Annotated in this window: 21 protein-coding genes, 3 tRNA genes and 1 pseudogene; 12 read left to right on the forward strand and 13 right to left on the reverse strand. The window is 71.5% G+C overall.

Annotated elements, in window-relative coordinates:
• Positions 1–206: 206 nt before the first annotated feature.
• The 3 genes from OG892_RS11690 to OG892_RS11700 form a co-directional block, all read right to left on the reverse strand.
• Positions 207–280, reverse strand: a tRNA-Ile gene (locus tag OG892_RS11690).
• Between the two features lie 245 nt (positions 281–525).
• A tRNA-Asn gene (locus tag OG892_RS11695) sits at positions 526–598 on the reverse strand.
• 5 nt (positions 599–603) lie between these two features.
• Positions 604–676: transfer RNA gene (locus OG892_RS11700), tRNA-Asn, on the reverse strand.
• 181 nt (positions 677–857) lie between these two features.
• On the opposite strand from OG892_RS11700, the gene OG892_RS11705 reads away from it, so the two are divergent.
• The 4 genes from OG892_RS11705 to OG892_RS11720 all read left to right on the forward strand — a co-directional run bounded on the left by OG892_RS11705 (position 858) and on the right by OG892_RS11720 (position 6,542).
• Positions 858–1,157, forward strand: coding sequence for a hypothetical protein (locus OG892_RS11705; protein ID WP_073735922.1), 300 nt, complete (start codon positions 858–860; stop codon positions 1,155–1,157).
• A gap of 106 nt (positions 1,158–1,263) precedes the next feature.
• Positions 1,264–2,709, forward strand: a complete 1,446-nt coding sequence (locus tag OG892_RS11710; protein WP_371629089.1) for an FGGY family carbohydrate kinase — start codon at positions 1,264–1,266, stop codon at positions 2,707–2,709.
• A 168-nt stretch (positions 2,710–2,877) separates the two neighbouring features.
• Positions 2,878–4,611 carry an ABC transporter ATP-binding protein gene (locus tag OG892_RS11715; RefSeq protein ID WP_371629090.1) on the forward strand — a complete coding sequence of 578 codons (1,734 nt, stop codon included), beginning with the start codon at positions 2,878–2,880 and terminating at the stop codon, positions 4,609–4,611.
• Positions 4,611–6,542 carry an ABC transporter ATP-binding protein gene (locus tag OG892_RS11720; protein WP_073735925.1) on the forward strand — a complete coding sequence of 644 codons (1,932 nt, stop codon included), beginning with the start codon at positions 4,611–4,613 and terminating at the stop codon, positions 6,540–6,542. The genes OG892_RS11715 and OG892_RS11720 overlap by 1 nt, the downstream gene beginning before the upstream one ends.
• A 54-nt stretch (positions 6,543–6,596) precedes the next feature.
• Here the strand turns inward: OG892_RS11720 and OG892_RS11725 are convergent, their stop codons facing one another.
• From OG892_RS11725 to OG892_RS11750, 6 genes are all read right to left on the reverse strand, one after another.
• Positions 6,597–7,790: an RNA polymerase sigma factor gene (locus OG892_RS11725; protein ID WP_371631619.1), complete on the reverse strand. Its 1,194-nt coding sequence runs from the start codon at positions 7,788–7,790 to the stop codon at positions 6,597–6,599.
• A gap of 109 nt (positions 7,791–7,899) precedes the next feature.
• Positions 7,900–9,819: a DNA primase gene (dnaG, locus tag OG892_RS11730; protein WP_073735927.1), complete on the reverse strand. Its 1,920-nt coding sequence runs from the start codon at positions 9,817–9,819 to the stop codon at positions 7,900–7,902.
• A gap of 493 nt (positions 9,820–10,312) precedes the next feature.
• On the reverse strand, positions 10,313–11,572 hold the full coding sequence (locus OG892_RS11735) for an NAD(P)/FAD-dependent oxidoreductase (protein WP_073735928.1): 1,260 nt from the start codon (positions 11,570–11,572) through the stop codon (positions 10,313–10,315).
• A gap of 244 nt (positions 11,573–11,816) precedes the next feature.
• A complete protein-coding gene (locus tag OG892_RS11740) occupies positions 11,817–13,172 on the reverse strand; it encodes a deoxyguanosinetriphosphate triphosphohydrolase (RefSeq protein ID WP_327336761.1) in 1,356 nt (451 codons plus the stop codon).
• A 36-nt stretch (positions 13,173–13,208) separates the two neighbouring features.
• Complete coding sequence (locus OG892_RS11745) at positions 13,209–14,150, reverse strand: sirohydrochlorin chelatase (protein WP_371629091.1); 942 nt, start codon at positions 14,148–14,150, stop codon at positions 13,209–13,211.
• An 89-nt stretch (positions 14,151–14,239) separates the two neighbouring features.
• Positions 14,240–15,085 carry a Cof-type HAD-IIB family hydrolase gene (locus tag OG892_RS11750; RefSeq protein ID WP_371631620.1) on the reverse strand — a complete coding sequence of 282 codons (846 nt, stop codon included), beginning with the start codon at positions 15,083–15,085 and terminating at the stop codon, positions 14,240–14,242.
• A gap of 133 nt (positions 15,086–15,218) precedes the next feature.
• Between OG892_RS11750 and OG892_RS11755 the strand changes: the two genes are divergently transcribed.
• Entirely contained in the window at positions 15,219–15,956 is a 738-nt protein-coding gene (locus OG892_RS11755; protein WP_371629092.1) for a vancomycin high temperature exclusion protein, read from the forward strand.
• Positions 15,957–16,132: 176 nt separating this feature from the next.
• Here the strand turns inward: OG892_RS11755 and cutA are convergent.
• Both cutA and OG892_RS11765 read right to left on the reverse strand, forming a co-directional pair.
• Positions 16,133–16,336: pseudogene (gene cutA / locus OG892_RS11760) on the reverse strand (divalent-cation tolerance protein CutA); the annotation flags it as partial.
• Between the two features lie 36 nt (positions 16,337–16,372).
• Positions 16,373–17,029, reverse strand: a complete 657-nt coding sequence (locus tag OG892_RS11765; protein WP_371629093.1) for an NADPH-dependent FMN reductase — start codon at positions 17,027–17,029, stop codon at positions 16,373–16,375.
• Between the two features lie 87 nt (positions 17,030–17,116).
• On the opposite strand from OG892_RS11765, the gene OG892_RS11770 reads away from it, so the two are divergent.
• The 4 genes from OG892_RS11770 to OG892_RS11785 all read left to right on the forward strand — a co-directional run bounded on the left by OG892_RS11770 (position 17,117) and on the right by OG892_RS11785 (position 20,541).
• Positions 17,117–17,917 (forward strand): aminotransferase class IV, encoded by an 801-nt coding sequence (locus OG892_RS11770; protein WP_371629094.1) that lies wholly within the window; start codon positions 17,117–17,119, stop codon positions 17,915–17,917.
• Positions 17,918–18,006: 89 nt separating this feature from the next.
• Positions 18,007–18,468, forward strand: coding sequence for a DUF5990 family protein (locus OG892_RS11775; protein ID WP_371631621.1), 462 nt, complete (start codon positions 18,007–18,009; stop codon positions 18,466–18,468).
• Positions 18,469–18,868: 400 nt separating this feature from the next.
• Positions 18,869–19,816: a hypothetical protein gene (locus OG892_RS11780; RefSeq protein ID WP_242436693.1), complete on the forward strand. Its 948-nt coding sequence runs from the start codon at positions 18,869–18,871 to the stop codon at positions 19,814–19,816.
• A 101-nt stretch (positions 19,817–19,917) separates the two neighbouring features.
• Positions 19,918–20,541 carry a class F sortase gene (locus OG892_RS11785; protein WP_073735936.1) on the forward strand — a complete coding sequence of 208 codons (624 nt, stop codon included), beginning with the start codon at positions 19,918–19,920 and terminating at the stop codon, positions 20,539–20,541.
• Between the two features lie 21 nt (positions 20,542–20,562).
• On the opposite strand, the gene OG892_RS11790 is transcribed toward OG892_RS11785, so the two are convergent.
• Entirely contained in the window at positions 20,563–21,351 is a 789-nt protein-coding gene (locus tag OG892_RS11790) for a sulfite exporter TauE/SafE family protein (RefSeq protein ID WP_371629095.1), read from the reverse strand.
• Between the two features lie 214 nt (positions 21,352–21,565).
• Here OG892_RS11790 and nirB point away from each other — a divergent pair, with 214 nt between their 5' ends.
• The 3 genes from nirB to OG892_RS11805 all read left to right on the forward strand — a co-directional run bounded on the left by nirB (position 21,566) and on the right by OG892_RS11805 (position 25,590).
• Complete coding sequence (gene nirB, locus OG892_RS11795) at positions 21,566–24,160, forward strand: nitrite reductase large subunit NirB (RefSeq protein WP_371631622.1); 2,595 nt, start codon at positions 21,566–21,568, stop codon at positions 24,158–24,160.
• Positions 24,161–24,171: 11 nt separating this feature from the next.
• Positions 24,172–24,576, forward strand: a complete 405-nt coding sequence (gene nirD / locus OG892_RS11800) for a nitrite reductase small subunit NirD (protein ID WP_328868476.1) — start codon at positions 24,172–24,174, stop codon at positions 24,574–24,576.
• An 84-nt stretch (positions 24,577–24,660) separates the two neighbouring features.
• The gene (locus OG892_RS11805) at positions 24,661–25,590 is read left to right on the forward strand and encodes an oxidoreductase (RefSeq protein ID WP_073735939.1); all 930 of its coding nucleotides are present in this window, start codon (positions 24,661–24,663) and stop codon (positions 25,588–25,590) included.
• 25 nt (positions 25,591–25,615) lie between these two features.
• On the opposite strand, the gene OG892_RS11810 is transcribed toward OG892_RS11805, so the two are convergent.
• On the reverse strand, positions 25,616–26,026 hold the full coding sequence (locus OG892_RS11810) for a VOC family protein (RefSeq protein WP_073735940.1): 411 nt from the start codon (positions 26,024–26,026) through the stop codon (positions 25,616–25,618).
• Between the last annotated feature and the right edge of the window lie 59 nt (positions 26,027–26,085).

Below are 26,085 nucleotides of genomic sequence, written 5' to 3' on the forward strand. Positions count from 1 at the left end.
AAGTAGTCGGTCCGCGGTCCCAGAGGAATCGGCGTCTCCGTTCGGCTCCACGGTCGCTGGCGTCGCCGCGATCAGCCCGAGACGGCCGACCCGCGTTCTCCAGTGGTTCCCAGCCAACGGCTTGGCCTCGGCTCGCCTGATGGGGCGACAGACCCCGGAAACGCCAAAGCCGCAGGTGAGATCGTTTCTTCACCTGCGACTCGCAGTGGGGCGGGTGGGACTCGAACCCACGGCCGACGGATTATGAGTCCGCTGCTCTAACCGGCTGAGCTACCGCCCCATTTCGGCGTGGCGCGTACATGTGTACGCGCCGTCTGCCGCAGCATAGCCGGTCATACGATCTCTCGCTCCGGGTGCCCGGGTACTCGTGACCATGAAGACCGCGCTGCTCGCTGCCCGGTTCCGGGTGACGTGAAGTTGACGCGAAAGAGTCACGCCGGCCCCACGTGCACCACGGATCCGGACCGCCGGGGGACCGGATTCGGGCACACGAAAAAGGACCCCGCAGGGCCCTCTTCCGTTCCGCTCCCCCGACTGGACTCGAACCAGTAACCCTCCGGTTAACAGCCGAATGCTCTGCCAATTGAGCTACAGGGGATCGCGCTCCCCCGACTGGACTCGAACCAGTAACCTGCCGGTTAACAGCCGGCTGCTCTGCCAATTGAGCTACAGGGGATTGCTGCGTTGCCTCGGACGGCACCTGCCTGGCGGATGCCGGGCGGCGGACGTTCGCTGCGACACATACATTAGCGCAAGCAGGGGGGTGCTTTGCCAATCGGTATCGGCCGGGGTGATCTCCGACGCCCGCGGGTAGGCGAGCAGCACACGTCGCACGGAGTGAAGGAAGGGTGGCAGCCATGCGGTACCGGCTCACGTTCATCGCCGGAGTGGCCCTCGGTTACGTGCTCGGCACGCGCGCCGGGCGGGAGCGTTACGAGCAGCTGAAGAAGTCCGCACGCCAGTTCGCCCAGAACCCGGCCGTGCGCAACACCTGCGAATCGGCGGCCCAGAGCGGCCGTGAGTTCGCCGGGAAGGCGGCCCACGCGGTGGGCGAGAAGGTCGGCGACAAGGTGCCGGCCTCTGTGGCGGACCGGGTGCGTTCGCTGCGCGGGCGCGGGGCGAACGGTGAGGACGACTGGGGTACGACCAACACCTGAGACCGGCCCCTGAGACCGGCACCCGAGGCCGGCACCTGAGGCCTCGTCTCTCACATCTGCCGCACCGCCGTGCAGGAATGCTCCGGCGGTGCGGCAGAATCTGTGTATGGGCATAGTCGCCGGCTTGGACAGTTCTTCCGCCTTCACGCACATCGTGGTCTGCGATACGGACACGGGTGCCGTACTGCGCCAGGGGTACGCCGCACACCCCGTGGAGGCGAAGGCCACCGAGGTCGACCCGCAGGCGTGGCTGCTCTCACTCGGTGAGGCGGCCACCGGCGGGCTGCTCGAAGGTGTGCAGGCCATCGGCGTGTCCGCGCAGCAGCACGGGCTCGTCCCGCTGGACCGGCAGGGCAATCTCGTACGTCCCGCGCTGCTCGGCAACGACAAGCGGGCGCAGGTCGCCGCGGCCGATCTGGTCGACGGGCTGGGCGGGCGGCAGGCCTGGGCCGAGGCGGTCGGGGCGGTGCCGCAGGCCGCGCAGCCGGTGTCGAAGCTGCGCTGGCTGGCGCGGACCGAGCCGGAGATGGCGCAGCGGGTCGCCGCCGTGCTCCAGCCGCACGACTGGCTGGTCTGGCAGTTGCTGGGCCGCCCGGCGCGGCGGACCACCGACCGGGGCGCGGCTTCCGGGACCGGTTACTGGTCGGCGGGCAGTGAGTCCTACCGGCCGGATCTGGTCGAGCTGGCGCTCGGCCGGCAGGCGGCGCTGCCAGAGGTGCTCGGGCCGTGCGAAGCGGCCGGGACGACGCCGGAGGGGCTGCTGATCTCGGCGGGTACCGGCGAGACGATGGCGGCGGCGTTCGGGCTGGGGGTCGGGGTCGGTGACGCCGTCGTGTCGCTGGGGGCCTCCGGCTCGGTGATGGCGGTGCACCACGAGGCGCTGGCCGATCCGACCGGGATGATCACCTCGTTCGCGGACGCCACCGGGATGCACCTGCCGGTGGTGCACACGTCGAACGCGGTACGCGCGCTGCGCGGGACCGCCGAGATGCTGGACGTGGAGGGGCTCGAGGAGTTGTCGGCGCTGGCGCTGAAGTCGACGCCGGGCGCCTCCGGGCTGGTGCTCCTGCCGTATCTGGAGGGTGAGCGGACTCCGCACCTGCCGCACACCGCGGGGACGCTGAGCGGGCTGCGGCGCGAGTCGATGAAGCCGGAGCACCTCGCGCGGGCCGCGTTCGAGGGGATGCTCTGCTCGCTGGCCGACGCGCTGAACGTGCTGCGCGACCGCGGGGTCGAGGTGCGACGGGTGTTCCTGCTGGGCGCGGCGGCCGAGCTGCCGGCCGTCCGGGCGCTCGCGCCGATGCTCCTGGGGACGCAGGTGGTCGTGCCGGAGCCGGCGCAGTACGCGGCGCTGGGTGCGGCCCGGCAGGCGGCCTGGGCGCTCGGGGTCTCGCAGGGGACGCTCGACCCGCGCACTCCCCCGGTCTGGCAGGACGCGGCGGCGCAGGTGCTGGATCCCGGTGAGGAGCTGCCGGTCGGCAAGGCGGTGCGCCAGCAGTACGTGGCGACGCGGGACCAGATCCACCCCGGGGCGTTCGACGCCGCGCACTGAGGGGGCTACCTTCGGTGACCCGGCGGAGTCCCGGAAGAACGTTCGACGTAAGAATTATGGACCGGGTCTGTTTTTTGACCTGGACTTGAATAAAAACGTTCGCGGTCGCGGTGTGCGGTGCCGGAAAATGGGTCGACTCCCGACCTATGCCGACTCCGAGAGACACGCGTGCTCATAAAACTCCTGCGGACCTATCTCGGTCCGTACAAGAAGCCGATCGCGCTGCTGGTCGTCTTCCAGCTGCTCCAGACCTCCGCCGCCCTCTATCTGCCCACCCTGAACGCCGACATCATTGACAACGGTGTCGTCAAGGGCGACACGGGTTACATCCTGCAGTACGGCGGCGCCATGATCGTCGTCAGCATCGCCCAGGTGGTCTGCAACATCGGGGCCGTCTACATCGGCGCCCGTACCGCGTCCGCGCTCGGCCGCGATGTCCGGGCGTCGGTCTTCGACCGGGTGCAGTCGTTCTCCGCGCGTGAGCTCGGCCGGTTCGGCGCGCCTTCGCTGATCACCCGTACGACCAATGACGTCCAGCAGATCCAGATGCTGATCCTGATGACGTTCACGCTGATGGTCTCGGCGCCGATCATGTGTGTCGGCGGCATCATCATGGCGCTCGGCCAGGACGTCCCGCTGTCCGCGGTGCTCCTCGCGGTGGTGCCGGTCCTCGGGATCGCGGTGAGCCTGATCGTGAAGCGGATGCGTCCGCTGTTCCGGACGATGCAGGAGCGGCTCGACACGGTGAACCGGGTGCTGCGCGAGCAGATCACCGGCAACCGTGTCATCCGCGCCTTCGTCCGCGACGACTACGAGGAGAAGCGTTTCCGGGGCGCCAACACCGAGCTGACCGATGTGGCGCTGTCCACGGGCCGGCTGATGGCACTGATGTTCCCGACCGTGATGACGGTCGTGAACGTCTCGTCGATCGCCGTCGTCTGGTTCGGTGCGCACCGGATCGACAGCGGCGGGATGCAGATCGGCGCGCTGACCGCGTTCCTCTCGTACCTGATGCAGATCGTCATGTCGGTGATGATGGCCACCTTCATGTTCATGATGGTGCCGCGCGCCGAGGTGTGCGCCGAGCGCGTCCAGGAGGTCCTGGAGACCGATTCCAGCGTGGTGCCGCCGGTCGAGCCGGTGACCGAACTGCGCGCCCACGGGCATCTGGAGATCCGCGGCGCCGACTTCCGCTACCCCGGTGCCGAGGCGTCGGTGCTGCGGTCCGTGGACCTGGTGGCCCGGCCCGGCGAGACGACCGCGATCATCGGGTCGACGGGCAGCGGCAAGTCGACGCTGCTCGGTCTCGTACCCCGGCTGTTCGATGTGACGGACGGCCAGGTGCTCGTCGACGGGACGGACGTACGGACGCTGGCGCCGGCACTGCTGGCGAAGACCGTGAGCCTGGTCCCGCAGAAGCCGTACCTGTTCTCCGGAACGGTCGCGACCAACCTGCGGTACGGGAACCCGGACGCGACCGACGAGGAGCTGTGGCACGCGCTGGAGGTCGCCCAGGCCAAGGAGTTCGTCGAGGGCCTGGAGCACGGTCTGAACGCGCCTATCGCGCAGGGCGGCACCAATGTCTCCGGCGGGCAGCGGCAGCGGCTCTCGATCGCCCGGACGCTGGTCCAGCAGCCGGAGATCTACCTCTTCGACGACTCGTTCTCCGCGCTGGACTACGCCACGGACGCCGCGCTGCGCGCGGCGCTGCTGCGGGAGACCTCGGCCGCGACCGTGGTGATCGTCGCGCAGCGGGTGTCCACCATCCGCGACGCCGACCGGATCCTGGTGATGGACGAGGGCCGGGTGGTCGGCTCCGGCAGCCATCACGAGCTGATGGAAGGCAATGAAACATACCGGGAGATCGTTCTCTCCCAGCTGACGGAAGCGGAGGCCGCGTAATGGCTGGGCCTGGCGGACGCATGATGGCCGGCGGGGCACCGACCCAGCGGTCCACGGACTTCAAGGGCTCGACGAAGCGGTTGCTGAAGCGCTTCGCCCCGGAGCGGGCCACGCTGTACGTGATGCTGGCGGCCGGTGCGCTGAGCGTGGCGCTCTCCGTGGTCGGCCCGAAGATCCTCGGCAAGGCCACCGACCTGGTGTTCGCCGGGGTCATCGGCCGGCAGATGCCGGAGGGGACGAGCAAGGAGCAGGCCCTCGCGGGACTGCACAAGACCAACAGCGGCCTCGCCGACATGCTCTCCAAGGTGGACTTCACCCCGGGCAAGGGCATGGACTTCGACGCGATCGGCCATGTGCTGCTGGCCGCGCTGATCACGTACGTCGGTGCCGGGCTGCTGATGCTGGTGTCGACGCGGCTGTCGATCCGGGTGATCAACCGGGTCGTGTTCCAGATGCGCGAGGACATCCAGACGAAGCTGTCGCGGCTGCCGCTGTCCTACTTCGACCAGCAGAAGCGCGGCGAGGTGCTCAGCCGGGCGACGAACGACATCGACAACATCTCGCAGACGATGCAGCAGACGATGGGCCAGCTCATCAACTCGGTGCTGACCATCATCGGCGTGCTGATCATGATGTTCTGGATCTCCCCGCTGCTGGCGCTCGTCGCGCTGGTGACGGTGCCGCTGTCGGTGGTCGTGGCGACCAAGGTGGGCAAGCGCTCGCAGCCGCAGTTCGTCCAGCAGTGGAAGGTCACGGGCAAGCTCAACGCCCACATCGAGGAGATGTACACCGGGCACAACCTGGTGAAGGTCTTCGGCCGGCAGGAGGAGTCCGCGCGGGACTTCGCCGAGCAGAACGACGCGCTGTACGAGGCCGGGTTCAAGGCGCAGTTCAACAGCGGGATCATGCAGCCGCTGATGATGTTCGTGTCGAACCTGAACTACGTGCTGATCGCCGTCATCGGCGGGCTGCGGGTCGCCTCGGGCGCGCTGTCGATCGGTGACGTGCAGGCCTTCATCCAGTACTCCCGGCAGTTCTCCATGCCGCTGACCCAGGTCGCCTCGATGGCGAACCTGCTGCAGTCCGGGGTGGCCTCGGCCGAGCGGATCTTCGAGCTGCTGGACGCGGAGGAGCAGGACGCCGACCCCGCGAAGGGCGAGGGCGCGCACCCGGAGGAGCTGCGCGGCAGCGTCTCGCTGGAGAACGTCTCGTTCCGCTACGACCCGGAGAAGCCGCTCATCGAGGACCTGTCGCTGAGTGTCGAGCCGGGTCACACGGTCGCGATCGTCGGACCGACCGGTGCGGGCAAGACGACGCTGGTCAACCTGCTGATGCGGTTCTACGAGGTGACCGGCGGCCGGATCGCCCTGGACGGGGTGGACGTCGCGACGATGTCGCGCGACGACCTGCGGTCCGGAATCGGCATGGTCCTCCAGGACACCTGGCTGTTCGGCGGGACCATCGCGGAGAACATCGCGTACGGCGCCTCGGGCGAGGTCGGCCGGGAGGAGATCGAGGAGGCGGCGCGGGCGGCCCACGCCGACCGCTTCATCCGCACCCTGCCGGACGGCTACGACACGGTGATCGACGACGAGGGCACCGGCGTCAGCGCGGGTGAGAAGCAGCTGATCACCATCGCGCGGGCGTTCCTGTCCGACCCGGTGATACTCGTGCTGGACGAGGCGACCAGCTCCGTCGACACCCGTACCGAGGTGCTGATCCAGAAGGCGATGGCGCGGCTCGCGCACGGCCGTACGAGCTTCGTGATCGCGCACCGGCTCTCCACCATCCGGGACGCCGACGTCATCCTCGTGATGGAGAACGGCTCGATCGTCGAGCAGGGCACGCACGACGAGCTGCTGGCGGCGGACGGCGCGTACGCGCGGCTGTACGCGGCGCAGTTCGCGCAGGCGGTCGCCGAGGTCGACTAGCCCGAGCCGCTCTGCGGCTGCCCCGGCCCGTAGGCGCGCGTGCGCGTGCGCGCGTCAGTCGAGGTAGCCGCGGAGCTGGTCGGCGAAGGCGTGGTCCCGGAGCTTGTTGAGGGTCTTGGACTCGATCTGGCGGATGCGTTCGCGGGTCACGCCGAAGATCCGGCCGATCTCCTCAAGCGTGCGGGGCCGGCCGTCTGCCAGCCCGTACCGCAGCTGGACCACCTTCCGCTCGCGCTCGTTGAGCGTGGAGAGCACCACTTCCAGGTGTTCGCGCAGCAGCAGGAACGCGGCGGACTCGACGGGGGACGCGGCGTCGCCGTCCTCGATCAGATCGCCCAGCGAGACGTCGTCCTCCTCCCCGACCGGGGCGTGCAGGGAGACGGGTTCCTGGGCCAGCCGCAGCACCTCGCCCACCCGCTCGGGGGTCAGGTCGAGCTGGGCGGCGACCTCCTCGTGCGTCGGTTCGTAGCCCCGTTCCTGGAGCATCCGGCGCTGCACCCGTACGACGCGGTTGATCAGTTCGACGACGTGGACCGGGACCCTTATGGTGCGCGCCTGGTCGGCCAGCGCGCGGGACATGGCTTGGCGGATCCACCAGGTCGCGTACGTCGAGAACTTGTAGCCGCGGGCGTAGTCGAACTTCTCGACGGCCCGGATCAGTCCGAGGTTTCCCTCCTGGACCAGGTCGAGCATGGTCAGTCCGCGCCCGACGAAGCGCTTGGCCACGGAGACGACAAGACGCAGGTTGGCCTCGATGAGGCGGCGTTTGGCCATCCGCCCCATGACGACGAGGCGGTCCAGGTCCACGGCGAGGCGGGTGTCGGGGTCCGGGGTGCGGGCGAGGCGCTCCTCCGCGAACAGCCCGGCCTCGACGCTGCGGGCGAGCTCCACCTCGTCGGCGGCGGTGAGCAGCGGGATGCGGCCGATCTCCCGCAGGTACTGCCGGAACAGGTCGGAGGACGGCCCGCCGGTGTCCGGCCGGCCACGCGGCGCCGGGGGCTCGGGCAGCTCCGCCGACTCCTCCATGACCGCCTCGGGTGAACCGGCCGCGTCGGAGGGGCCGGGTCGCGGCGGGTCCGCCGCGGCCTCCGGATGACGTACGGCCCGGTGCTGCGCGGGAATGGCCGCGACATGCTCGGTCTTGCTCACGGTCCGGGTCTGCACGGGGGCGACCTCCAGGTGATCGCTGCCGGACCGCGGGGATGGAGGACCACCGGTCGGTGGGCCGGCCGCGCTCCGATGACTCAGGCACCGCCACCCAGTGTGGGGTACGACACGCAGCTGCCACGAGGGGCGTGCGGGGACTTTCTGAGACCGAGCGGTTACCGAGGGGTCACCCGGGGCGCTCGCGGCGCGGTCAGAGCGCGTCGGCTCCGCTGTTGCGCAGGGACTGGGCGTACTGCTGGAGGACCCAGACCTCGTTCTGCGCGGCGGCCAGGTGGTCCGGGGCGACATTGCTGCCGAGCCGGGCAAGGCTGCCCTGGACGTCGTCGATCCGGCGGTCGACGGCCCGCAGCCGGACCTTGACCAGGTGTTCGCCCGCGTAGGCCTCGTCGATGGACTTGCCGTGGAAGACCTCGACCGCCAGCTCGGTGACCAGCTTGCGCACCGTTTCGTTGGGCGTCGCGTCGAGCACCTGGACGAGGTACTCGCGGGTCTCGGGGACGCCCAGCTCGGCGCCGCCCGCCTCCGCGATGCACTGGCGGACCGCGGCGTACGGCGGGGCGGTGAACTCGTCCACCCCGTAGGCATCGAAGGCCGGGGAGACCAGGGCGGGCTTCTGCAGGGCGAGCTTGAGCAGCTCGCGCTCGGTGCGGTGGGCCGGACTGCGGAGGTTGAGCGCGGGGCCGGAGGGGCCCGAGGGTCCGGCGGGGGGCTGGTTCTGCTGGTGCTGGGCTCCGGCGCGAGAGGCGGGGCGCGCGGGTCCGCGCTGGTCGCCGCCCCGGCTCCGGGCCCACTGGGCGAGCTGGTTGACCCGGTGCACGACGTACTCCTGGTCCAGGATGCCGACGAAGCCGGCCAGCTGGACGGCGACCTCGCGCTGCACGCTGCCCGTCTTGATCTTGGCGACGACGGGGGCGGCCTCGTCGAGCGCGGCGGCGCGGCCGGCCGGGGTCTCCAGGTCGTAGCGGCCGACGATCTGGCGGAGCGCGAACTCGAAGAGCGGGGTGCGGGGCTCCACCAGGTCGCGGACGGCCTCGTCACCCTTGGCGAGGCGCAGATCGCAGGGGTCCATGTTGTCCGGGGCGATCGCGATGTAGGTCTCGGCGGCGAACTTCTGGTCGTCCTCGAAGGCGCGCAGGGCGGCCTTCTGGCCCGCCGCGTCGCCGTCGAAGGTGAAGATCACCCGGGCGCTGCCGTTGTCCATCAGGAGGCGGCGCAGGATCTTGATGTGGTCGCCGCCGAACGCGGTGCCGCAGGTGGCGATGGCGGTGGTGATCCCGGCGAGGTGGCAGGCCATCACGTCGGTGTAGCCCTCGACGACGACGGCCCGGCTGGCCTTCGCGATGTCCTTCTTGGCCAGGTCGATGCCGTACAGCACCTGGGACTTCTTGTAGATCGCGGTCTCTGGGGTGTTGAGGTACTTCGGGCCGTTGTCGTCGTCGCGCAGTTTGCGGGCGCCGAAGCCGACGATGTCTCCCGCGGTGTCGCTGATCGGCCACATCAGCCGGCCGCGGAAGCGGTCGATGGGGCCGCGCCTGCCGTCCTGGGAGATGCCGGAGGCGATCAGCTCCTTGTCGCTGAAGCCCTTGCCGCGCAGGTAGCGGGTGAGGTGGTCCCAGCCGGCCGGGCTGTAGCCGACGCCGAAGTGGGCGGCGGCGGCCTGGTCGAAGCCGCGCTCGGCGAGGAACTTGCGGCCGATCTCGGCCTCGGGGCCGTCCAGCTGCTCGACGTAGAACTGGGCGGCCGCCTTGTGCGCCTCGACCAGCCTGATCCGCTCGCCGCGCTGGTGGGAGGGGTTGTACCCGCCCTCCTCGTACCGCAGGGTGATGCCGGCCTTGGCGGCGAGCCGCTCGACCACCTCGGAGAACTGGAGGTGATCGATCTTCATCACGAAGGCGATCGTGTCGCCGCCCTCCTGGCAGCCGAAGCAGTGGAAGAGACCCTTGCTGGGACTGACCTGGAAGGAGGGGGACTTCTCGTCGTGGAAGGGGCACAGGCCCTTGAGGTTTCCACCGCCCGCGTTGCGCAGCTGGAGGTACTCGGAAACGACGGCGTCGATCGGGACCGCGTCCCGTACCGCCTTCACGTCGTCGTCATTGATCCTGCCTGCCACGAGTGAAGTCTACGGGTGGGATACGACAGCCCTCGGCCGGGCGGGCGCGCGGGGTTGTCGGTTGCCCTTGTCCGGGGCGCGGGGTTCCGTCCTCAAACGCCGGACGGGCTTGGTGGTGCGGGTGCTCCGCGTGTGCGGGGCCGCTTTCCCGGTGGGTGGGGGTTCGGGGTCCCTCCGGGGCGTCTCCTCGAACGACGAACGTGCGGGGGGTCCGCATTGCGTACCCGGGTCTGTGTTCGTCGTTCTGCGGGGACTCCCCTGCACGCCCCCGAACCCTGCCGTCGCGCGTCTGCGACAGTCGTATCGCCGGTGTGCAGACGCGACTGGCGCTGGGGTGGGGACGTGCAGGGGAGTCCCCGCAGGAAATGGCGTACGACCCGGGTCCCTCACGTACCCGGGTGAACACGCCATTTCCGAGGAGACGCCCCGGAGGGGCACCACCCCCCGCCCACCGGGGCAGGCGCACCCCCACGAACAAGCCGCACCCGCACGATCAGATCAGTGACTCCAGCGGCACCGACGGATCGGCCAGCGCGTCCGGGTCGACCGGCTGACCGGCCTTGATCAGCTCCTGCACGGTGTCGGTGACGTCCCACACGTTCACGTTCATCCCGGCGAGCACCTTGCCGTCCTTCAGCCAGAACGCGATGAACTCGCGCTTGCCCGCGTCGCCGCGGATCACCACCTGGTCGTAGCTGCCGGGCGGGGCCCAGCCCGAGTACTCCAGGCCGAGGTCGTACTGGTCGGAGAAGAAGTACGGCACCCGGTCGTAGGAGACCTCCTGGCCGAGCATGGCGCGGGCCGCCGCCGGACCGCTGTTCAGCGCGTTGGCCCAGTGCTCCACCCGCAGCCGGGCGCCGAGCCCCGGGTGGTCGACGTTGGCGACGTCACCGGCGGCGTAGATGTGCGGGTCGCTGGTGCGCAGCGAGGCGTCCACGGCGATGCCGCCGCCCTGGGCGCGCGGGGCGATGTCGAGTCCGGCGGCCTCCGCGAGGGCGGAGCGCGGGGCGGCTCCGATCGCGGCGAGGACGTCGTGGGCGGGGTGCTCCTCGCCGTCGTCGGTGCGGACCGCGAGCACCATGCCGTCCTGGCCGACGATCTCGGTGAGCCGGCCGCCGAAGTGGAAGCGGACGCCGTGGTCGCTGTGCAGGTCGGTGAAGAGCTGGCCCAGCTCGGGGCCGATGACCTTCAGCAGGGGGGTCGCCTCCGGTTCGACGACGGTGACCTCGGCGCCGTATCCGCGGGCCGCCGCCGCGACCTCCAGGCCGATCCAGCCGGCTCCGGCGATCACCAGGTGGCCGTTGTCGCGGCCGAGCGCGGCCAGTACGTTGCGCAGCCGGTCGGAGTGGGCGAGGCGGCGCAGGTGGTGGACGCCCGCCAGGTCCGTGCCGGGGATGTCGAGGCGGCGCGGCTCTGCGCCGGTGGCCAGGAGCAGCTTGTCGTAGTGGATGACGGTGCCGTCGCCGAGCTCCACGGAGCGGGCGTCGCGGTTCAGTACGGTGACGGGCTGGCCGAGGTGGAGCTCGATGTCGGCCCCCGCGTACCAGGCCGTCTCGTGGACGAAGACGCTGTCGCGTTCCTCCTTGCCGGCCAGGTACCCCTTGGAGAGCGGCGGGCGTTCGTAGGGATGGTCGCGCTCATCACCGATCAGGATGACCCGGCCGCTGAATCCAGCCGAGCGGAGCGTCTCCGCCGCCTTCGCTCCGGCCAGCCCTCCGCCGACAATGACGAACGTCCGATGTGCGTCGACCACTTGATGCCTCCTCGGTGCTTGCTGCGCGGCGCCAACTGCGAGCGTCCCGCACGCAGCGTGATGGCGAAAGAGGGTGTGACCCGATCAGGTCACACCCAGTGGTCATGGGCCGGTCCGCGGACCGGTGCCGCACCACGGGGAACAGGGTGGCAGGTACGCAGCGGGCTGCGCGGTACCCGCCCCCCAGCACACCATCTGTCACATCGTCGGCGGCGCAGCCGCGCGGGAGGGGTGCGGTGCGGGGTCATCGGCCGGGCGCGCCGAGCGACTGGTGCAGGGTACGGGCCGACGCGTCGGTCAGGGCGGCGATCTGGTCGACCAGGACGCGCTTGCGGGCGCGGTCGTCGGGCGCGGCCTCGTACAGTGCGCGCAGCTGGGGCTCAAGGCCCTCGGGCGCGCGGGCGGTCAGGGCCGCGGCCAGTTCCGCGATGACGATCCGCTGGTCGGCGCGGATCGCCTCCTGTTCGGCGCGCTGCATGACGTAGCGGTCGGCGACCGCCTTGAGCACCGCGCATTCGTTGCGGGCCTCGCGGGGCACGACGAGCTCGGCGCCGTATCTGCCGAGCCGGCCGGTGCCGTACGCCTTGCGGGTGCCGGTCTCCGCGGCGAGGCAGAACCGGCCGATCAGCTGGCTCGTGGCGTCCTTCAGCCGGGCCTGGGCGACGGCGGAGCCGTCGTAGCCGTGCGGCCACCAGTCCTGGCCCATGAGCCGGTCCAGCGCGTCGGACAGCTCCTGCGGGTCGGTGTCCGCGGGGACGTACCGTCCGATGGCGACCCGCCAGATCTCCTGGCGTTCCGGCTCGGCGTCCAGGCAGTTGGGGTCGATGTGGCCGGCGTGCAGGCCGTCCTCGAAGTCGTGGACGGAGTACGCCACGTCGTCGGACCAGTCCATCACCTGGGCCTCGAAGCACTTGCGGTCCTGCGGGGCGCCCTGGCGGAACCAGTCGAAGACCGGCAGGTCGTCCTCGTACACGCCGAACTTCGGTGAGCCGGGGTCGGTGGGGTGGGCGCCCCGGGGCCAGGGGTATTTGGTGGCGGCGTCGAGGGCGGCGCGGGTCAGGTTGAGCCCGACGCTGACCAGCTCGCCGGTACGCGGGTCGGGCACGAACCGCTTCGGTTCGAGCCGGGTCAGCAGCCGCAGCGACTGGGCGTTCCCCTCGAATCCGCCGCAGTCGGAGGCGAAGTCGTTGAGCGCCTGCTCACCGTTGTGGCCGAAGGGCGGGTGGCCCATGTCGTGGGAGAGGCAGGCCGTCTCGACCAGGTCGGGGTCGCAGCCGAGTGCGGCGCCGAGTTCGCGGCCGACCTGGGCGCACTCCAGGGAGTGGGTGAGCCGGGTGCGGGGGCTGGCGTCCCAGGCGAAGCTGCGGGTGCCGGGGGTGACCACCTGGGTCTTCCCGGCGAGCCTGCGCAGCGCGGCGGAGTGGAGCACCCGGGCGCGGTCGCGCTGGAAGGCGGTGCGGCCGGGCCTCTTGTCCTCCTCGGTGTCCCAGCGCTCGGCGTCGGCGGCGCCGTAGGGCGCCGTGTCCGATGCGTGCGTGCCGTGCGGGTGGGTCGTGCGCCGGGAGTGGTCCGTGCCGTGCGTGCCGTGCGTGCCGTCCATGGCGACGACATTAATCGGCCGGGCCGACAGGAGGGCTCAGGCGGATGCCAGGAAATGTATGTTCATCGGAGTTTCGTCTGCCGGGACTCCGGCCGCCCGTGCCTGGTCGTAGCGGTGCAGCAGCAGCCGGGCCATCGCCGGGTGCGCGCCGAGCGGGGCGGCGGCGATCCACGGCGCGTCCCGGGACGCGGCCGAGGCGAAGCGTCCGGGGGCGGTGAAGTACCCGGCGACGGCGACCCGCCGGCGGCCCCGGGCGGCCAGCGCGCGCAGGGCGGCCGGGACGCCGGGCGTCGCGGCGGAGGCGTACGCCGGAACGACGGGCACCCCGCCGAGCCGTTCGCTGAGCAGGTGCGCGGTGCGGCGGGTGTCGGCGGCCGATTCGGGATCGCGCGAACCGGCGGCGGCGAGGACCACCGCGCTGTTGCGGCTCCCGTCGTCCCCGGGCCGCCACCCCGCCTCGGTGAGCCGGCCGTGCAGCGCCTCGACCAGCAACGGGTGCGGCCCGAGCGGTGCGGCGGTCCTGGTGCGCAGGGCCGGGGCGCCGGCGACGGCTTCCGGGATGTCCTGCTTGACGTGGTACCCGCGCCCCAGCAGCAGCGGCACCAGGACTGCCTCGCCTTCACCCAGTGCCTCCAGGGTCTCCGGTAGGAGGGGTGCGTTGAGCTCGATGTGCCCGAGCCGGACGTCGAGGCCCGGCCGCAGCTCCCGCACCCGGTCGAGCAGCCGGGTCACCGTGTGCAGCGCCTGCGGGTCCCGGCTGCCGTGCGCGACGGCGACCAGGGCGGGGGCGGGCGGGATCAGTGGGTTCGCGCCGCCCGGTGCGGGCTGGTGCCGGGTGCGGTGCATGGGCCGTCGGGTTCCGTTCAGGGAGACGAGGCTGAGCTGGGTGTCGAGCTGTGCGGTGATGCGGCTCAGCAGTTGCGACGTGCTGTCGAGGGGCAGGGGTTCCTCAGGGCGTTCGGGTGCCGGCTCCGTCATGAGCCGATGGTGCCGGGCGCAGGTTGCCGCGTCGTTGCGTGCCGGTCACGGGTGTTTTCCGGCGTCTCACCGCACGGCCGGGGCCGCTGTCAGACGGCGTCGGCCGCGGCGTCGGCGTCCTCCGCTCCGTGGAAGGCGCCGGTCGCGGCTTCGGCCAGCAGCCGTTCGATGACGTGGGCGACGCCGTCCTCCTCGTTGCTGACGGTGTGCACCGGTACGGCGGCCAGCACGGCCGGGTGGGCGTTGGCCATGGCGTAGCCGGTGCCGGCCCAGTCGAGGACGGTGAGGTCGTTGGGCATGTCACCGAAGGCGATGACCTCGGCCGCTTCGATGCCCCGTCCGGCGCACAGCATCGCCAGGGTGCCGGCCTTGGTGACGCCCCGCGCGCTGATCTCCAGCAGCCCGTGCCCGCCCGAGTGGGTCAGCTGTACGTCGCTGCCGGCGCCGGGCCGGGCCGCCGCCAGCAGGGTGTCCGCGTCGAGCCGGTCCGACCAGGCGAGCAGCTTGGTGACGGGGGCCTCGGTGAGCCACAGGTCGGCGAGGGAGGGTACGGGTATCTCGGCGCCGTCCTCGGCGAACCGCATCCGGAAGGCCGGTTCGTACAGCACCTGGTTGCCGGTCTCCAGGGCGAAGCCCACCTCGGGCAGCGCGGCGGCCAGTGCGGTGACCACCCGCCGGGCGGTGACCAGGGACAGGAGGCGGGAGGAGACGACGGTGCGGGTGGCGATGTCGTACACCATGGCGCCGTTGCTGCACACCGCCGTACCGACGAGGCCGGTGACCTCCGCGAGCCGGTCGACGAACCGGGGCGGGCGGGCGGTGACGATGACGATCTCCGCCCCGGCACCCTCGGCCGCGCGCAGGGCGCGCAGGGTGCGGGGTGAGAGCGTGCCGTCGTTGCGCAGCAGTGTGCCGTCGAGATCCGAGGCGATCAGTCGTGGGAGCAGCATCGGCCGATGCTACCGACGGCCGTCGGCGGAGAACCCTTTGGGCCGTTCTGTCGTCAAGTCACAGGGGGGACACTTCGGCACGGCTCGACACAGGACAGACAGGAACGGGGGCGCTCCCATGCGGCTGGAACGACGCGGAGCAGAGGCGGACGGCCGGGGCAGGCTCGCGAGAACGGCAGCCCGGCTGCGGACCTGGCTGCCACGGAGCCGGCGCGGGCGGCGGCGGGCCGTACAGGGGGTGATGGTTGCCTGTGTGCTGGGCCTGGCGCCCGCCACCTGGATGCACTCGGTCGCGGACGCCCGGGTCAGGACGGCGGCGGACGCGCCCGCGCGGCAGGTCGCCGTGGTGTTCGGGGCGGGGCTGTGGGACGGGAAGCCGTCCCCGTACCTGGCGAACCGGCTGCGGGCCGCGGCGGAGCTGTACCGGGACAAGAAGGTGAAGGTCGTGCTGGTGACCGGCGACAACAGCCGGGTGGAGTACGACGAGCCGGACGCGATGCGCACGTTCCTGGTCCGGCACGGGGTGCCGGACAACAGGATCGTCAGCGACTTCGCGGGCTTCGACACCTGGGACTCCTGCGTCCGGGCCAAGAAGATCTTCGGGGTGGACCGGGCCCTGCTGGTCACCCAGGGCTTCCATGTCCGGCGGGCGATCGCGCTGTGCCGGGCGGCGGGTATCGACGCGTACGGCGTCGGGGTCGACGCCAAGCACGACGCGACCTGGTACTACGGCGGGACACGGGAGATCGCCGCGGCCGGGAAGGCCGCCCTGGACGCGCTGTTCAAGCCCGACCCGCACTTCCTGGGCCCTCGGGAGCCGGGAGTGGAAACGGCCCTCGCGGCGGATGCGCGGTGAACACGGGCCCTCGCGGCGGATGCGCGGTGAACACGGGCCCTCGCGGCGGATGCTGTGCGTGAACACGGGCCGTCGCGGGAGGCACGGGGCCGTCAGCTCCCTCCCGGGGTGTCCGGGACGCCCGGCCTCTCCGATGCGACCGGGGAGGACGATGCGACCGGGGAGGCTGAGGTGACCGGGGCGGTCTCCGCCGAGACCCGGCCGAGGTAGCCGGCGCTGCCCCGTACCACCGGGATCGCGATGATCTCCGGGGTGTCGTAGTCGTGCGCCTCCTGGAGATGGGCCTCCAGTTCCTCGTACCGCTCGGCCGTCGTCTTGAGGAGCGGCTGCCACTCCTGCGTGGTCTCGACGGCGTTCTCCCACCGGTAGACGGAGATGACCCTTCGGTCTCCTCGGGTTCGGCAGCACTCCTGCGGTCAGCTGCCGTACGGCCGTGCCTTCTTCGCCTCCCGCAGGGCCCGGCCCCACCACACCAGCTGGTCGAGCAGCGACTTCGCGGCGGCGTCCGCACCGGCCGGGTCCTTGTGTCTGCCCTCGTCGTCGAACAGCGCGCCTGCGTTGTGGAAGGAGACGGTGTCGCGGATCGAGACGCTGTGCAGCTCGGCGAAGACCTGCCGCAGGTGCTCGACCGCGCGCAGCCCGCCGGAGACCCCGCCGTAGGAGACGAAGGCGACGGGCTTGGCCTGCCACTCGGCGTGGTGCCAGTCGATCAGGTTCTTGAGCGGGGCCGGGTAGGAGTGGTTGTACTCGGGGGTGACGACGACGAAGGCGTCGGCGGCCGCCAGCCGGGCCGAGACATCGGCCAGCAGGGCCTGGTCCTCGGGGCCGGGGCGGTACGAGAGGGCGGTCGGCAGGTCGAGTGCGGCGACGTCGAGCAGGTCGGTCTCGATGCCGGGGTGGGCGTCGGTGCGGAAGCGGAACCAGTCGGCGACGACCGGCGCGAAGCGGCCCTCGCGGTTGCTGGCGAGGATGACCGCGACCTTCAGCGGGGCATCGGCCGAGGCTCCGTCGGTGGCGCTGTCCGCGCCGGCGGGTGTGGTGGCGGCAGTGGTTTCGGCTGTGGTGAGGTCCATGGGAAGAGGCTCACACCTCAAGCATGGTTGAGGTCAAGCGTGGGCCGCCACCCCCGCCGCCCGGCGCGTCGGCATACGGTGGCACGCATGACGACGCCAGCAGCCGCACCGGTCCCGTACGCCGAGTTCGACGGACATCCGGCCACCGAGGACGATCTGCGGACAGCCGCCTTCTTCACCTACGGCCACTTCACCGCCATGCAGGTCAGGGAGGGCCGGGTACGCGGACTCCGGCTGCACCTGGACCGGCTGGGCAGCGCGAACCGGGCACTCTTCGAACTCCCGCTGGACGGCGGGCGGGTACGTGAACTGATCCGGCACGCGCTACGGGGCGCGGGGGTCGCGGACGGCTCGGTGCGGGTGCACGGATTCCTGCCGCCGGGCGCGACCGCGACGACCGTCATGGTCACGGTGCGCGGGCCGGCGAGGCTGCCCGCAGAGCCGAAGAGCATGATGTCGGTGCCGTACGCGCGTGCCGTGCCGCACCTCAAGCGCCCCGGCGAGTTCGGCCAGACGTACTACGGGAATCTCGCCTCCCGCGCGGGCTTCGACGATGCGCTGCTGACCCTGCCGGACGGCTCGGTGACCGAGGGGGCGTTCACCAACATCGGTTTCTGGGACGGCGATTCGGTCGTCTGGCCCCAGGCCCCCGCGCTGCTCGGCACCACCATGGCACTGCTGGAGCAGGAGTTCCCCGGTGCCGGGATCCGGTCGCGGCGGAGTGCGGTGACGCTGGACGGGCTGGCGGCCTACCGGTCGGCGTTCGTCACCAACTCGCAGGGCATCGCGCCGGTCCGGCGGGTCGATGACACCGCGTTCGTGGTGGACGAGGAGCTGATGACGCGGCTGGCGGCGGCTTATGGGAGGGCGCCCTGGGACACCGTCTGAGCACTCCGGCTCCGACGGGGACGGGGGCGGGCCGCCGAGAGGGGACCATGGGACCCATGGAGATCCCCACCGAAGGCCCGCAGTCGCGCATGCAGATCCACATCGAGGGCTCACGCCTGCCCGGCCGCGTCTGCGGGCCCGGCGGCGATTTCGACGGGTACGAGAACATCCACGTGGGCGTCCAGCGCAAGGACCGGCCCGGCGAACTCCTCGGGCTGCTTCCGGGCGACGCCCCTTCCGCCTCCTGGACCCTGGACTGCACGGCCGCCGCCACCGCGGACGGGGTCGAGATCAGCGGGCCGTACGTGCAGAACAGGCTCGGCGGGCGGTTCGTCCACCTGTCGTGGGGCACGGTCGACGAGAACGGCCTCTTCTCGATGTTCCGGCGGGCCAAGCTGATGTTCTCCGACATCGAGGCGGACACCCTGCGGGCAGCCGCACGCTCCGGTCACCTCACCGCCCGGCTGCCGCTCTCCGACGCCAAGGGCCAGCCGCTCTGCGCCCGGGTCAGGCCCCCGGTCGTCGAGTGGTCCGCCACCGCGCCGGAGTAGGAGTCCCGGCCCGGAAGGAAAGCCGGGCAAGGGGCCGGACAAGGAGCCGCCCTCGTCGGGCCCAGGGGGGGCGGGTCCGACGAGGGCGACGGCCGGGGGCGACGAGAGGACGCCGTCCCGTGGGGGGTGTGATGCGTGTGCCCCTCGACCACAAGGTCATGCATGTGATGTGCGCCACATCCGCCGCAGGGGTCATCACCCGATCGGCACCGGACGCGGAAGGAGGCCGCACCTCCCCCGCCATCACCGCTCTGACCTGCACGCATACCGGTTGGCAAGGAGGCTGCGCCGGTCCGGACGGGTGACAGCTGACTCGGTGTCAGCAGGCGTGGGCGGCCACCCGGCCGTTAGCTCGGAGCCAGGACACACCCGCCAGCGCCCCTTGCTCGGAGGAACCCCCATGCGCAGTCCTGCCCGCCTCGTGACCGGCACCGCCGCCGCGGCCCTCGCCGCCGCCGCGCTCGGCCTCTGCGCCGCCGCCCCGTCGGCGTACGCGGACGAACCGGGCCCGCTGGAGATCACCCCGGCGAGCGCGGCCCCGGGCACCACGGTCACCGTGAACACCAAGGCCTGCGGGAGCGACACCGGTGCGACGGGGGACGCCGGCTCCCTGGAGGCCTCGCGTTTCGCGCTGGCACCGGCCACCCTCAAGGAGGTCCTGGCCGGTTCGTTCCGGGTACCGGGCAATGTCGAGCCCGGCCCGTACAGCATCGACGTGGCCTGTGAGAACGGCAAGAAGGCCACCGGCGAGGTCGAGGTGGAGGCCGCCGGCACCACGGGCAAGGACGGCGCCGCCTCCCGGACGGCCCCGGCCCCGGACGGCTCCGACGACCGCTCCCCCGCGGACACCGGAGACTCCTCCGCGTACGACGCCCCGGCCGATTCCTCGGCCGCGGACTCCCCGGCCGCCGATGCGGGCGCCGACCCCTCGGGCTACGACTCGACGGGGCTCGACGAGGCCGAGGCCGCCGGTTCGGCCCTCGTGCCGGACTCCCCCACGGCTCCGGACCGGGGCACCTCCAGCGAGCGGCCGAGCCCGTCCGGGCACGAGAGCTCCGGCACGCACGACAGCTCCGCCGGACGCGACAGTTCCTCGGACCAGGACAGCTCCGCGTCCCACGACAGTTCCGCCGGGCGCGACAGCTCCTCGGACCACGAGACCTCCCCCGGCCACCGCACCTCGGCCGCCCCCACCGCCCCTACGGGGCACGTCAAGACCGGTATCGGCGGCAGCGTCGGACCGGACACCACCCAGATCGCGGCGGGCGCCGGCGTTCTCGCCGCGACCGCCGTCGGCGGAGCCTGGCTCCTGCGTCGCCGGGCGAGCGGCACGCAGGACGACAGCTGACGGAGATTTCCACCTCTCCGTACCGCCTGGTTCCCGTCCCGGTGGCCCAGCGCCACCGGGACGGGACCGCAACATCCACCTTCGTCACCCGGAGGACGACCGTGTCCCAGAAGGCCAAGGGCTGGCTGCTCGTCGTCGCGGCGCTGGCCGGTGTCTGGCTGATCCGGAACGGCGCCGACACCCGGCTGACCCCGCCGGGCCCGGCCTCCGCCGAGGCCTTCGCCGCCGGACCGGAACTGCTCCCGGGATCACCGGTCGCCGCGCCCCTGCGCCCCTCGGCCCCCGTCCGCATCCGGATTCCCGCCATCCGGGTGGACGCCCCGATGATGCGGCTCGGGCTCGGCCCCGACGGCAGCCTCGATGTGCCTCCGGCCGGGAACACCGACATCGTCGGCTGGTACAAGGACGGCACCCCGCCGGGCGCCAAGGGCAGTGCGATCGTGGCCGGCCATGTCGACAACGCGCAGGGCCCGTCCGTCTTCTACGACCTCGGCTCACTGAAGAAGGGCAGCACCGTCGAGGTGGACCGGCAGGACGGCCGCACCGCCGTCTTCGCACTCGACGCCATCGAGGTCTACGACAGCAAGGACTTCCCCGACAAGCGGGTGTACGGGTCCTCCGGACACGCCTCGCTGCGGCTGATCACCTGCGGCGGCGGATTCTCCGAGTCGACGGGTTACGAGGGCAACGTGGTGGCGTACGCACACCTCACCTCGGTGCGCTGAGCCCCGGCCGCGCTCCGGCGCTCACGCGTTCCACTGGTCGAAGGCGAGCTTCGCGACCAGCGAGAACACCACGACCAGCAGCACCCCCCGGACGAACTCGCTGCCCCTGCTCAACGCCATCCGCGCCCCGACCAGGCCGCCCGCCAGGTTGAACACCGCCATCAGAGCGGCCAGCTGCCACATCACGTTGCCCTGGTAGGCGAACATCGCCAGCGCGCCGCCGTTGGTGCAGACGTTGACGATCTTCGCGGTGGCCGAGGCCGTCACCAGATCCAGGTGGAGCACCGCGGTCAGCGCCAGCACCAGGAAGGTACCGGTGCCCGGCCCGAACAAGCCGTCGTACAGGCCGATGCCGCCGCCGACCAGGACGATCGCGGTGACGGTACGGGCCCGGGTGAGCTGCGGAGCCGTACCGTCCTGCGCCGCCCTGCCGAACCGGGGCCGCAGCATCACGAACGCCGCGACCGCCAACAGCACCACCATGATCACCGGACGGAGCACCTCGCTGCTGATCCCGGCGGCGAAGAAGGCACCGGTCATCGATCCCGCCAGGGCCGCGAGGCCGATCCGCAACGCCGTGCCGACCTTCACCGGCGCCTTGCGGGCGTAGGCGACGGCGGCGCCCGACGTGCCGACGATGGCCACCGCCTTGTTGGTGCCGAGGATGTGCGCGGCGGGGACGTGCGGCAGTCCCAGCAGCATTGCGGGCAGCAGAAGCAGTCCGCCGCCGCCGACCACCGCGTCGATCCAGCCGGCCGCGCCCGCGGCGAGGCACAGCACGACGAGGGTGGTCACGGTTATGTCAGGCATGATCGCGACCCTAAGGAAACGGCACGTGTCGCGTCCAACCCGTTCTCCCCCTCACAGACCGCCGCCTCCGGCGCTGAGCGCAAGGTTCCCCCCGGGAAACAGCGGGGAACCGGACGGGTAACACCCACCGGACACGCTTCCCCTCATGAGCAGACAGGCCGGGCTCCCCCGCTCCGGCAGCTCCGCCCGCTCACCAACGACGGAGGCTTCCGAGATGCCGGTGCCCACTTCCCCGACCGCCCGCGCCTCCCGTCCCGCGGCCGCGGCGACCCTTGTGGTCATCGGGCACGGGATGGTCGGCCAGCGGTTCCTGGAGGCCCTCGCGGAGCGCGGGCTGACCGGCGCGGCCGGCACCGCCAGGGTCGTCGTCCTCTGCGAGGAGCCGCGCGCCGCCTACGACCGGGTCCAGCTGTCCTCGTACTTCTCCGGGCGCACCCCGGACGAACTGTCGCTGGTCGAGCCCGGCTTCATGGAGCGGCACGGCTTCGAGCTGCGCCTCGGTGACCCGGCCGAGTCCGTGGACCGGGCGGCGCGCACCGTCACCGCGCGCTCCGGCGAGACCTTCGGCTACGACACGCTGGTCCTGGCCACCGGCTCCTACCCGTTCGTCCCGCCGGTCCCCGGGAAGGACACCGAGGGCTGCTTCGTCTACCGCACCATCGAGGACCTGCTCGCGATCGAGGAGTACGCGAGGACGGCGACGACCGGCGCGGTCGTCGGCGGCGGACTGCTCGGCCTGGAGGCCGCGGGCGCGCTGAAGGGGCTCGGCCTCGACACGCACGTGGTGGAGTTCGCGCCCCGGCTGATGCCGGTGCAGGTGGACGAGGGCGGGGGCGCGGCGCTGCTGCGCACCATCGAGAACATGGGCCTGACCGTGCACACGGGTGTCGGCACCCAGGAGGTGACGGCGGGCGAGGACGGCTCGGTGAACGGCATGTCGCTCTCCGACGGCTCCGCGCTGGCCACGGATCTGGTGGTCTTCTCGGCCGGGGTACGGCCCCGCGACCAGCTGGCCCGGGACTGCGGTCTGGCGGTCGGGCAGCGCGGCGGAATCGTCGTGGACGAGGAGTGCCGCACCTCCGACCCGGCGGTCTTCGCGATCGGTGAGTGCGCGCTCGCCCCGGACGGCCGGGTGTACGGGCTGGTGGCGCCGGGCTACGAGATGGCGCAGACGGCGGCCGGGGTGATCGCGGGCGGGAAGGCGTCGTTCACCGGTGCCGACATGTCGACGAAGCTGAAGCTGCTCGGGGTGGACGTCGCGTCCTTCGGTGACGCGCACGGCACCTCGGAGGGCTGCCTCGACGTGGTGTACGCGGACTCCCGCTCCGGCGTCTACAAGAAGCTGGTGATCGGCCAGAACGGCACGCTGCTGGGCGGGGTGCTCATCGGGGACGCAGACCAGTACGGCATGCTGCGGCCGATGACGGGCACCGTCCTGCCGGTCGCCCCCGAGCAGCTGGTACTGCCCGCCGGTACGGGCGGTCCGGCCGTCCTCGGCCCGTCCGCGCTGCCCGACGACGCGGTGATCTGCTCCTGCCACAACGTGACCAAGGCCGCGGTCTGCGAGCACGGCACGCTGCCCGAGGTGAAGAAGTGCACCAAGGCGGGTACCGGCTGCGGCAGTTGCGTCAAGGTCATCGGGCAGCTGCTCCCGCAGAGCCAGGACAAGGGCCTGTGCGGCTGCTTCCCGTACACCCGCGGCGAGCTGTACGAGATCGTCCGCGCCCTGGAGATCACCTCGTACGCCGAGCTGCTCGACTCGCACGGCCGGGAGGCGGCCCGGGGCGGTGACGGCTGCGAGGTCTGCAAGCCGACGGTCGGCTCCGTCATCGCCTCGCTGGCGCCGACGGTCGGCGCGAGCGGCTATGTGCTGGACGGCGAGCAGGCCGCGCTCCAGGACACCAACGACCACTTCCTCGCCAACCTCCAGCGCAACGGCTCGTACTCGATCGTGCCGCGCATCCCCGGCGGCGAGATCACGCCGGAGAAACTGATCGTGATCGGCGAGGTGGCCCGGGACTTCGGCCTCTATACCAAGATCACCGGCGGCCAGCGCATCGACCTGTTCGGCGCCCGCGTCGAACAGCTGCCGCTGATCTGGACCCGGCTGGTCGACGCGGGATTCGAGTCGGGGCACGCCTACGGGAAGTCGCTGCGGACGGTCAAGTCCTGTGTGGGGCAGACCTGGTGCCGCTACGGCGTGCAGGACTCGGTGAAGATGGCGATCGACCTGGAGCTGCGCTACCGGGGCCTGCGCTCCCCGCACAAGCTGAAGTCGGCGGTCTCGGGCTGCGCCAGGGAGTGCGCCGAGGCCCGCGGCAAGGACTTCGGGATCATCGCCACCGCCGGCGGCTGGAACCTGTACGTGGGCGGCAACGGCGGAGCCACCCCGCGCCACGCCGACCTGCTCGCCCAGGACCTGTCCGACGCCGAACTGGTGCGCCTGATCGACCGGTTCCTGATGTTCTACATCCGCACCGCGGACCGGCTGGAGCGCACCTCCACCTGGCTGGACCGCATCGAGGGCGGACTGGACCACGTACGCGACGTCGTCGTGCACGACTCGCTCGGGCTCTGCGACGAGCTGGAGCGGCTGATGGCCGACCACGTCCGCGGCTACCGCGACGAATGGGCCGAGACTATCAACGACCCGGAGCGGCTGCGCCGCTTCGTCTCCTTCGTCAACGCACCCGACGCACCCGACCCGTCGGTGAGGTTCGTCCCGGAACGCGACCAGGTCAAGCCCGACCTGGACATCCTCGCCGGCCCGGTCCTCGCCGTCCGCACGCTCGAAGGGACCGCCTCATGACCGCCCGGACGATGACCGAGACGACGACCGAGACGCCTACGGAGACACCTACCGAGACGACTACCGAGACGACGGAGACCGCGCGGGACATCCGGGTCGTCCGGCTCGCCGCCGGGGACGACTGGCTCGCCGTCTGCGACCGTTCGCTGCTCACCCCCGGCCGGGGCGTCGCGGCACTGCTCCCGGACGGCAGGCAGGTCGCGTTGTTCCTGGACCGCGCGGGACGTGCGTACGCGATCGACAACCGCGACCCGTTCACCGGGGCCTATGTCCTGTCGCGCGGTCTGGTCGGATCGGACGGCGGACAGCCGTTCATCGCCTCCCCGCTGCTGAAGCAGCGCTTCGACCTGGCGACGGGCGCCTGCCTGGACGACGACGAGGTCACCGTCGCGGTCTTCGAGGTCCGGGCGGACTGAACGGCCTGAACGGGCTGGGTGACCGGGCGGGCCGGCGGAACGGCCGCTTCCGGCCATCGTGCCGTCCGGTCGTACGCTTGATCCATGACCCAGCGCCGGTACGCGAACGAGATCCCCGACCAGAGCGGCCGCACGGCCGTGGTGACCGGAGCCAACAGCGGTATCGGGCTGATCACCGCGCGGGAGCTGGCGCGACACGGCGCCCGGGTGCTGCTCGCCTGTCGTGACGAGCGGCGGGGCAAGGAGGCGGCGGCCCGCATCCGCGGCGCGGTGCCGGACGCGGACGTGGAGTTCGCCGAGCTGGATCTGGCCGATCTGTCGTCGGTACGGGAGTTCGCCGCGGCGTACACCCCGGACCGGCTCGATCTGCTGATCAACAACGCCGGGGTGATGGCCCTCCCGTACCGGCGGACCGCCGACGGTTTCGAGACCCAGTTCGGCGTGAACCACCTCGGGCACTTCGCCCTCACCGGGCTGCTGCTGCCGAAGCTGCTCGCCACCCCGGGCGCCCGGGTGGTGAGCGTGTCCAGCGGTCTCCACGCGCTGTCCAACATCGACATGGGCGATCTCAACAGCGAGCGGAACTACCGCCGCTGGATCGCCTACGGCCGCTCGAAGACGGCCAACCTGCTGTTCGTCCACGAGCTGGCCCGGCGGACCGCCGCCATCGGCAGCGGGCTGGTCGCCGCCGCCGCGCACCCGGGCTACGCGTCGACCAATCTGCAGACGGCGGGCGTCCGGATGGAGAACCGCAGGGCGGCGGAACGGGTCATCGAGTTCGGCAACCGGATCATCGCCCAGCCGGCGGCCGCGGGCGCCCTGCCCACCCTGTACGCGGCCACCGCGCCGGGCGTCCGGCCCGACTCGTTCACCGGTCCGAGGCTGCTGGGGTGGCGCGGCGAACCGGCTCCGTCCTGGCGGGCGGGCTGGACGCTCAACGACGTGGCGAGCGAGCGGCTGTGGGTGGCGTCGGAGCAGCTGACCGGGGTCACCTTCGCGGGCCTCGGGGTCTGATCCCCGAGGCCGCGGCCTCGGTGGGTCAGCCCTGGCCCTCGACGGCGGACGGGTCCATCCACACGACCTCCCAGATGTGGTGGTCGGGGTCCTGGAAGGACCGGCCGTACATGAAGCCGAGGTCCTGCGGCTCGTTGGCGGGAGAGCCGCCGGAGGCGAGCGCCGCGTCGGCCAGCTCGTCCACCTTCTCCCGGCTCTCCGCGCTGAGCGCGAGGATCACCTCGGTGGTCTTCGCGGAGTCCGCGATCTCCTTCTTGGTGAAGTCCTTGAAGCGCGGCTCCTCCAGCAGCATGGCGAAGATCGTGTCGCTAATGACGAGACAGGCGGTGTGGTCGTCGCTGAACTGCGGGTTGAAGGAGAATCCCAGCTTCCCGAAGAATCCCTTGGTCGTCTCCAGGTCCTTGACCGGCAGGTTCACAAAGATCATCTGAGCCATGGCTGTCTCACTCTCTCGGTAGGTCGATCCTGTGCGCGTCGTGTGAACGCGTTGACGAC

Origin of the sequence: Streptomyces sp. NBC_00341 (genome assembly GCF_041435055.1) — a bacterium.
Lineage (GTDB): Bacteria > Actinomycetota > Actinomycetes > Streptomycetales > Streptomycetaceae > Streptomyces.

What these genes read in the sequence shown, in the direction of transcription:
- OG892_RS11705 (WP_073735922.1), top strand. Translation starts at nt 858, where the DNA reads ATGCGGTACCGGCTCACGTTCATCGCCGGAGTGGCCCTCGGTTACGTG.
- OG892_RS11710 (WP_371629089.1), top strand. Translation starts at nt 1,264, where the DNA reads ATGGGCATAGTCGCCGGCTTGGACAGTTCTTCCGCCTTCACGCACATC.
- OG892_RS11720 (WP_073735925.1), top strand. Translation starts at nt 4,611, where the DNA reads ATGGCTGGGCCTGGCGGACGCATGATGGCCGGCGGGGCACCGACCCAG.
- OG892_RS11740 (WP_327336761.1), bottom strand. Translation starts at nt 13,172, where the DNA reads ATGGACGGCACGCACGGCACGCACGGCACGGACCACTCCCGGCGCACG.
- OG892_RS11745 (WP_371629091.1), bottom strand. Translation starts at nt 14,150, where the DNA reads ATGACGGAGCCGGCACCCGAACGCCCTGAGGAACCCCTGCCCCTCGAC.
- OG892_RS11755 (WP_371629092.1), top strand. Translation starts at nt 15,219, where the DNA reads ATGCGGCTGGAACGACGCGGAGCAGAGGCGGACGGCCGGGGCAGGCTC.
- OG892_RS11765 (WP_371629093.1), bottom strand. Translation starts at nt 17,029, where the DNA reads ATGGACCTCACCACAGCCGAAACCACTGCCGCCACCACACCCGCCGGC.
- OG892_RS11770 (WP_371629094.1), top strand. Translation starts at nt 17,117, where the DNA reads ATGACGACGCCAGCAGCCGCACCGGTCCCGTACGCCGAGTTCGACGGA.
- OG892_RS11775 (WP_371631621.1), top strand. Translation starts at nt 18,007, where the DNA reads ATGCAGATCCACATCGAGGGCTCACGCCTGCCCGGCCGCGTCTGCGGG.
- OG892_RS11780 (WP_242436693.1), top strand. Translation starts at nt 18,869, where the DNA reads ATGCGCAGTCCTGCCCGCCTCGTGACCGGCACCGCCGCCGCGGCCCTC.
- OG892_RS11790 (WP_371629095.1), bottom strand. Translation starts at nt 21,351, where the DNA reads ATGCCTGACATAACCGTGACCACCCTCGTCGTGCTGTGCCTCGCCGCG.
- nirB (WP_371631622.1), top strand. Translation starts at nt 21,566, where the DNA reads ATGCCGGTGCCCACTTCCCCGACCGCCCGCGCCTCCCGTCCCGCGGCC.
- nirD (WP_328868476.1), top strand. Translation starts at nt 24,172, where the DNA reads ATGACCGAGACGACGACCGAGACGCCTACGGAGACACCTACCGAGACG.
- OG892_RS11805 (WP_073735939.1), top strand. Translation starts at nt 24,661, where the DNA reads ATGACCCAGCGCCGGTACGCGAACGAGATCCCCGACCAGAGCGGCCGC.
- OG892_RS11810 (WP_073735940.1), bottom strand. Translation starts at nt 26,026, where the DNA reads ATGGCTCAGATGATCTTTGTGAACCTGCCGGTCAAGGACCTGGAGACG.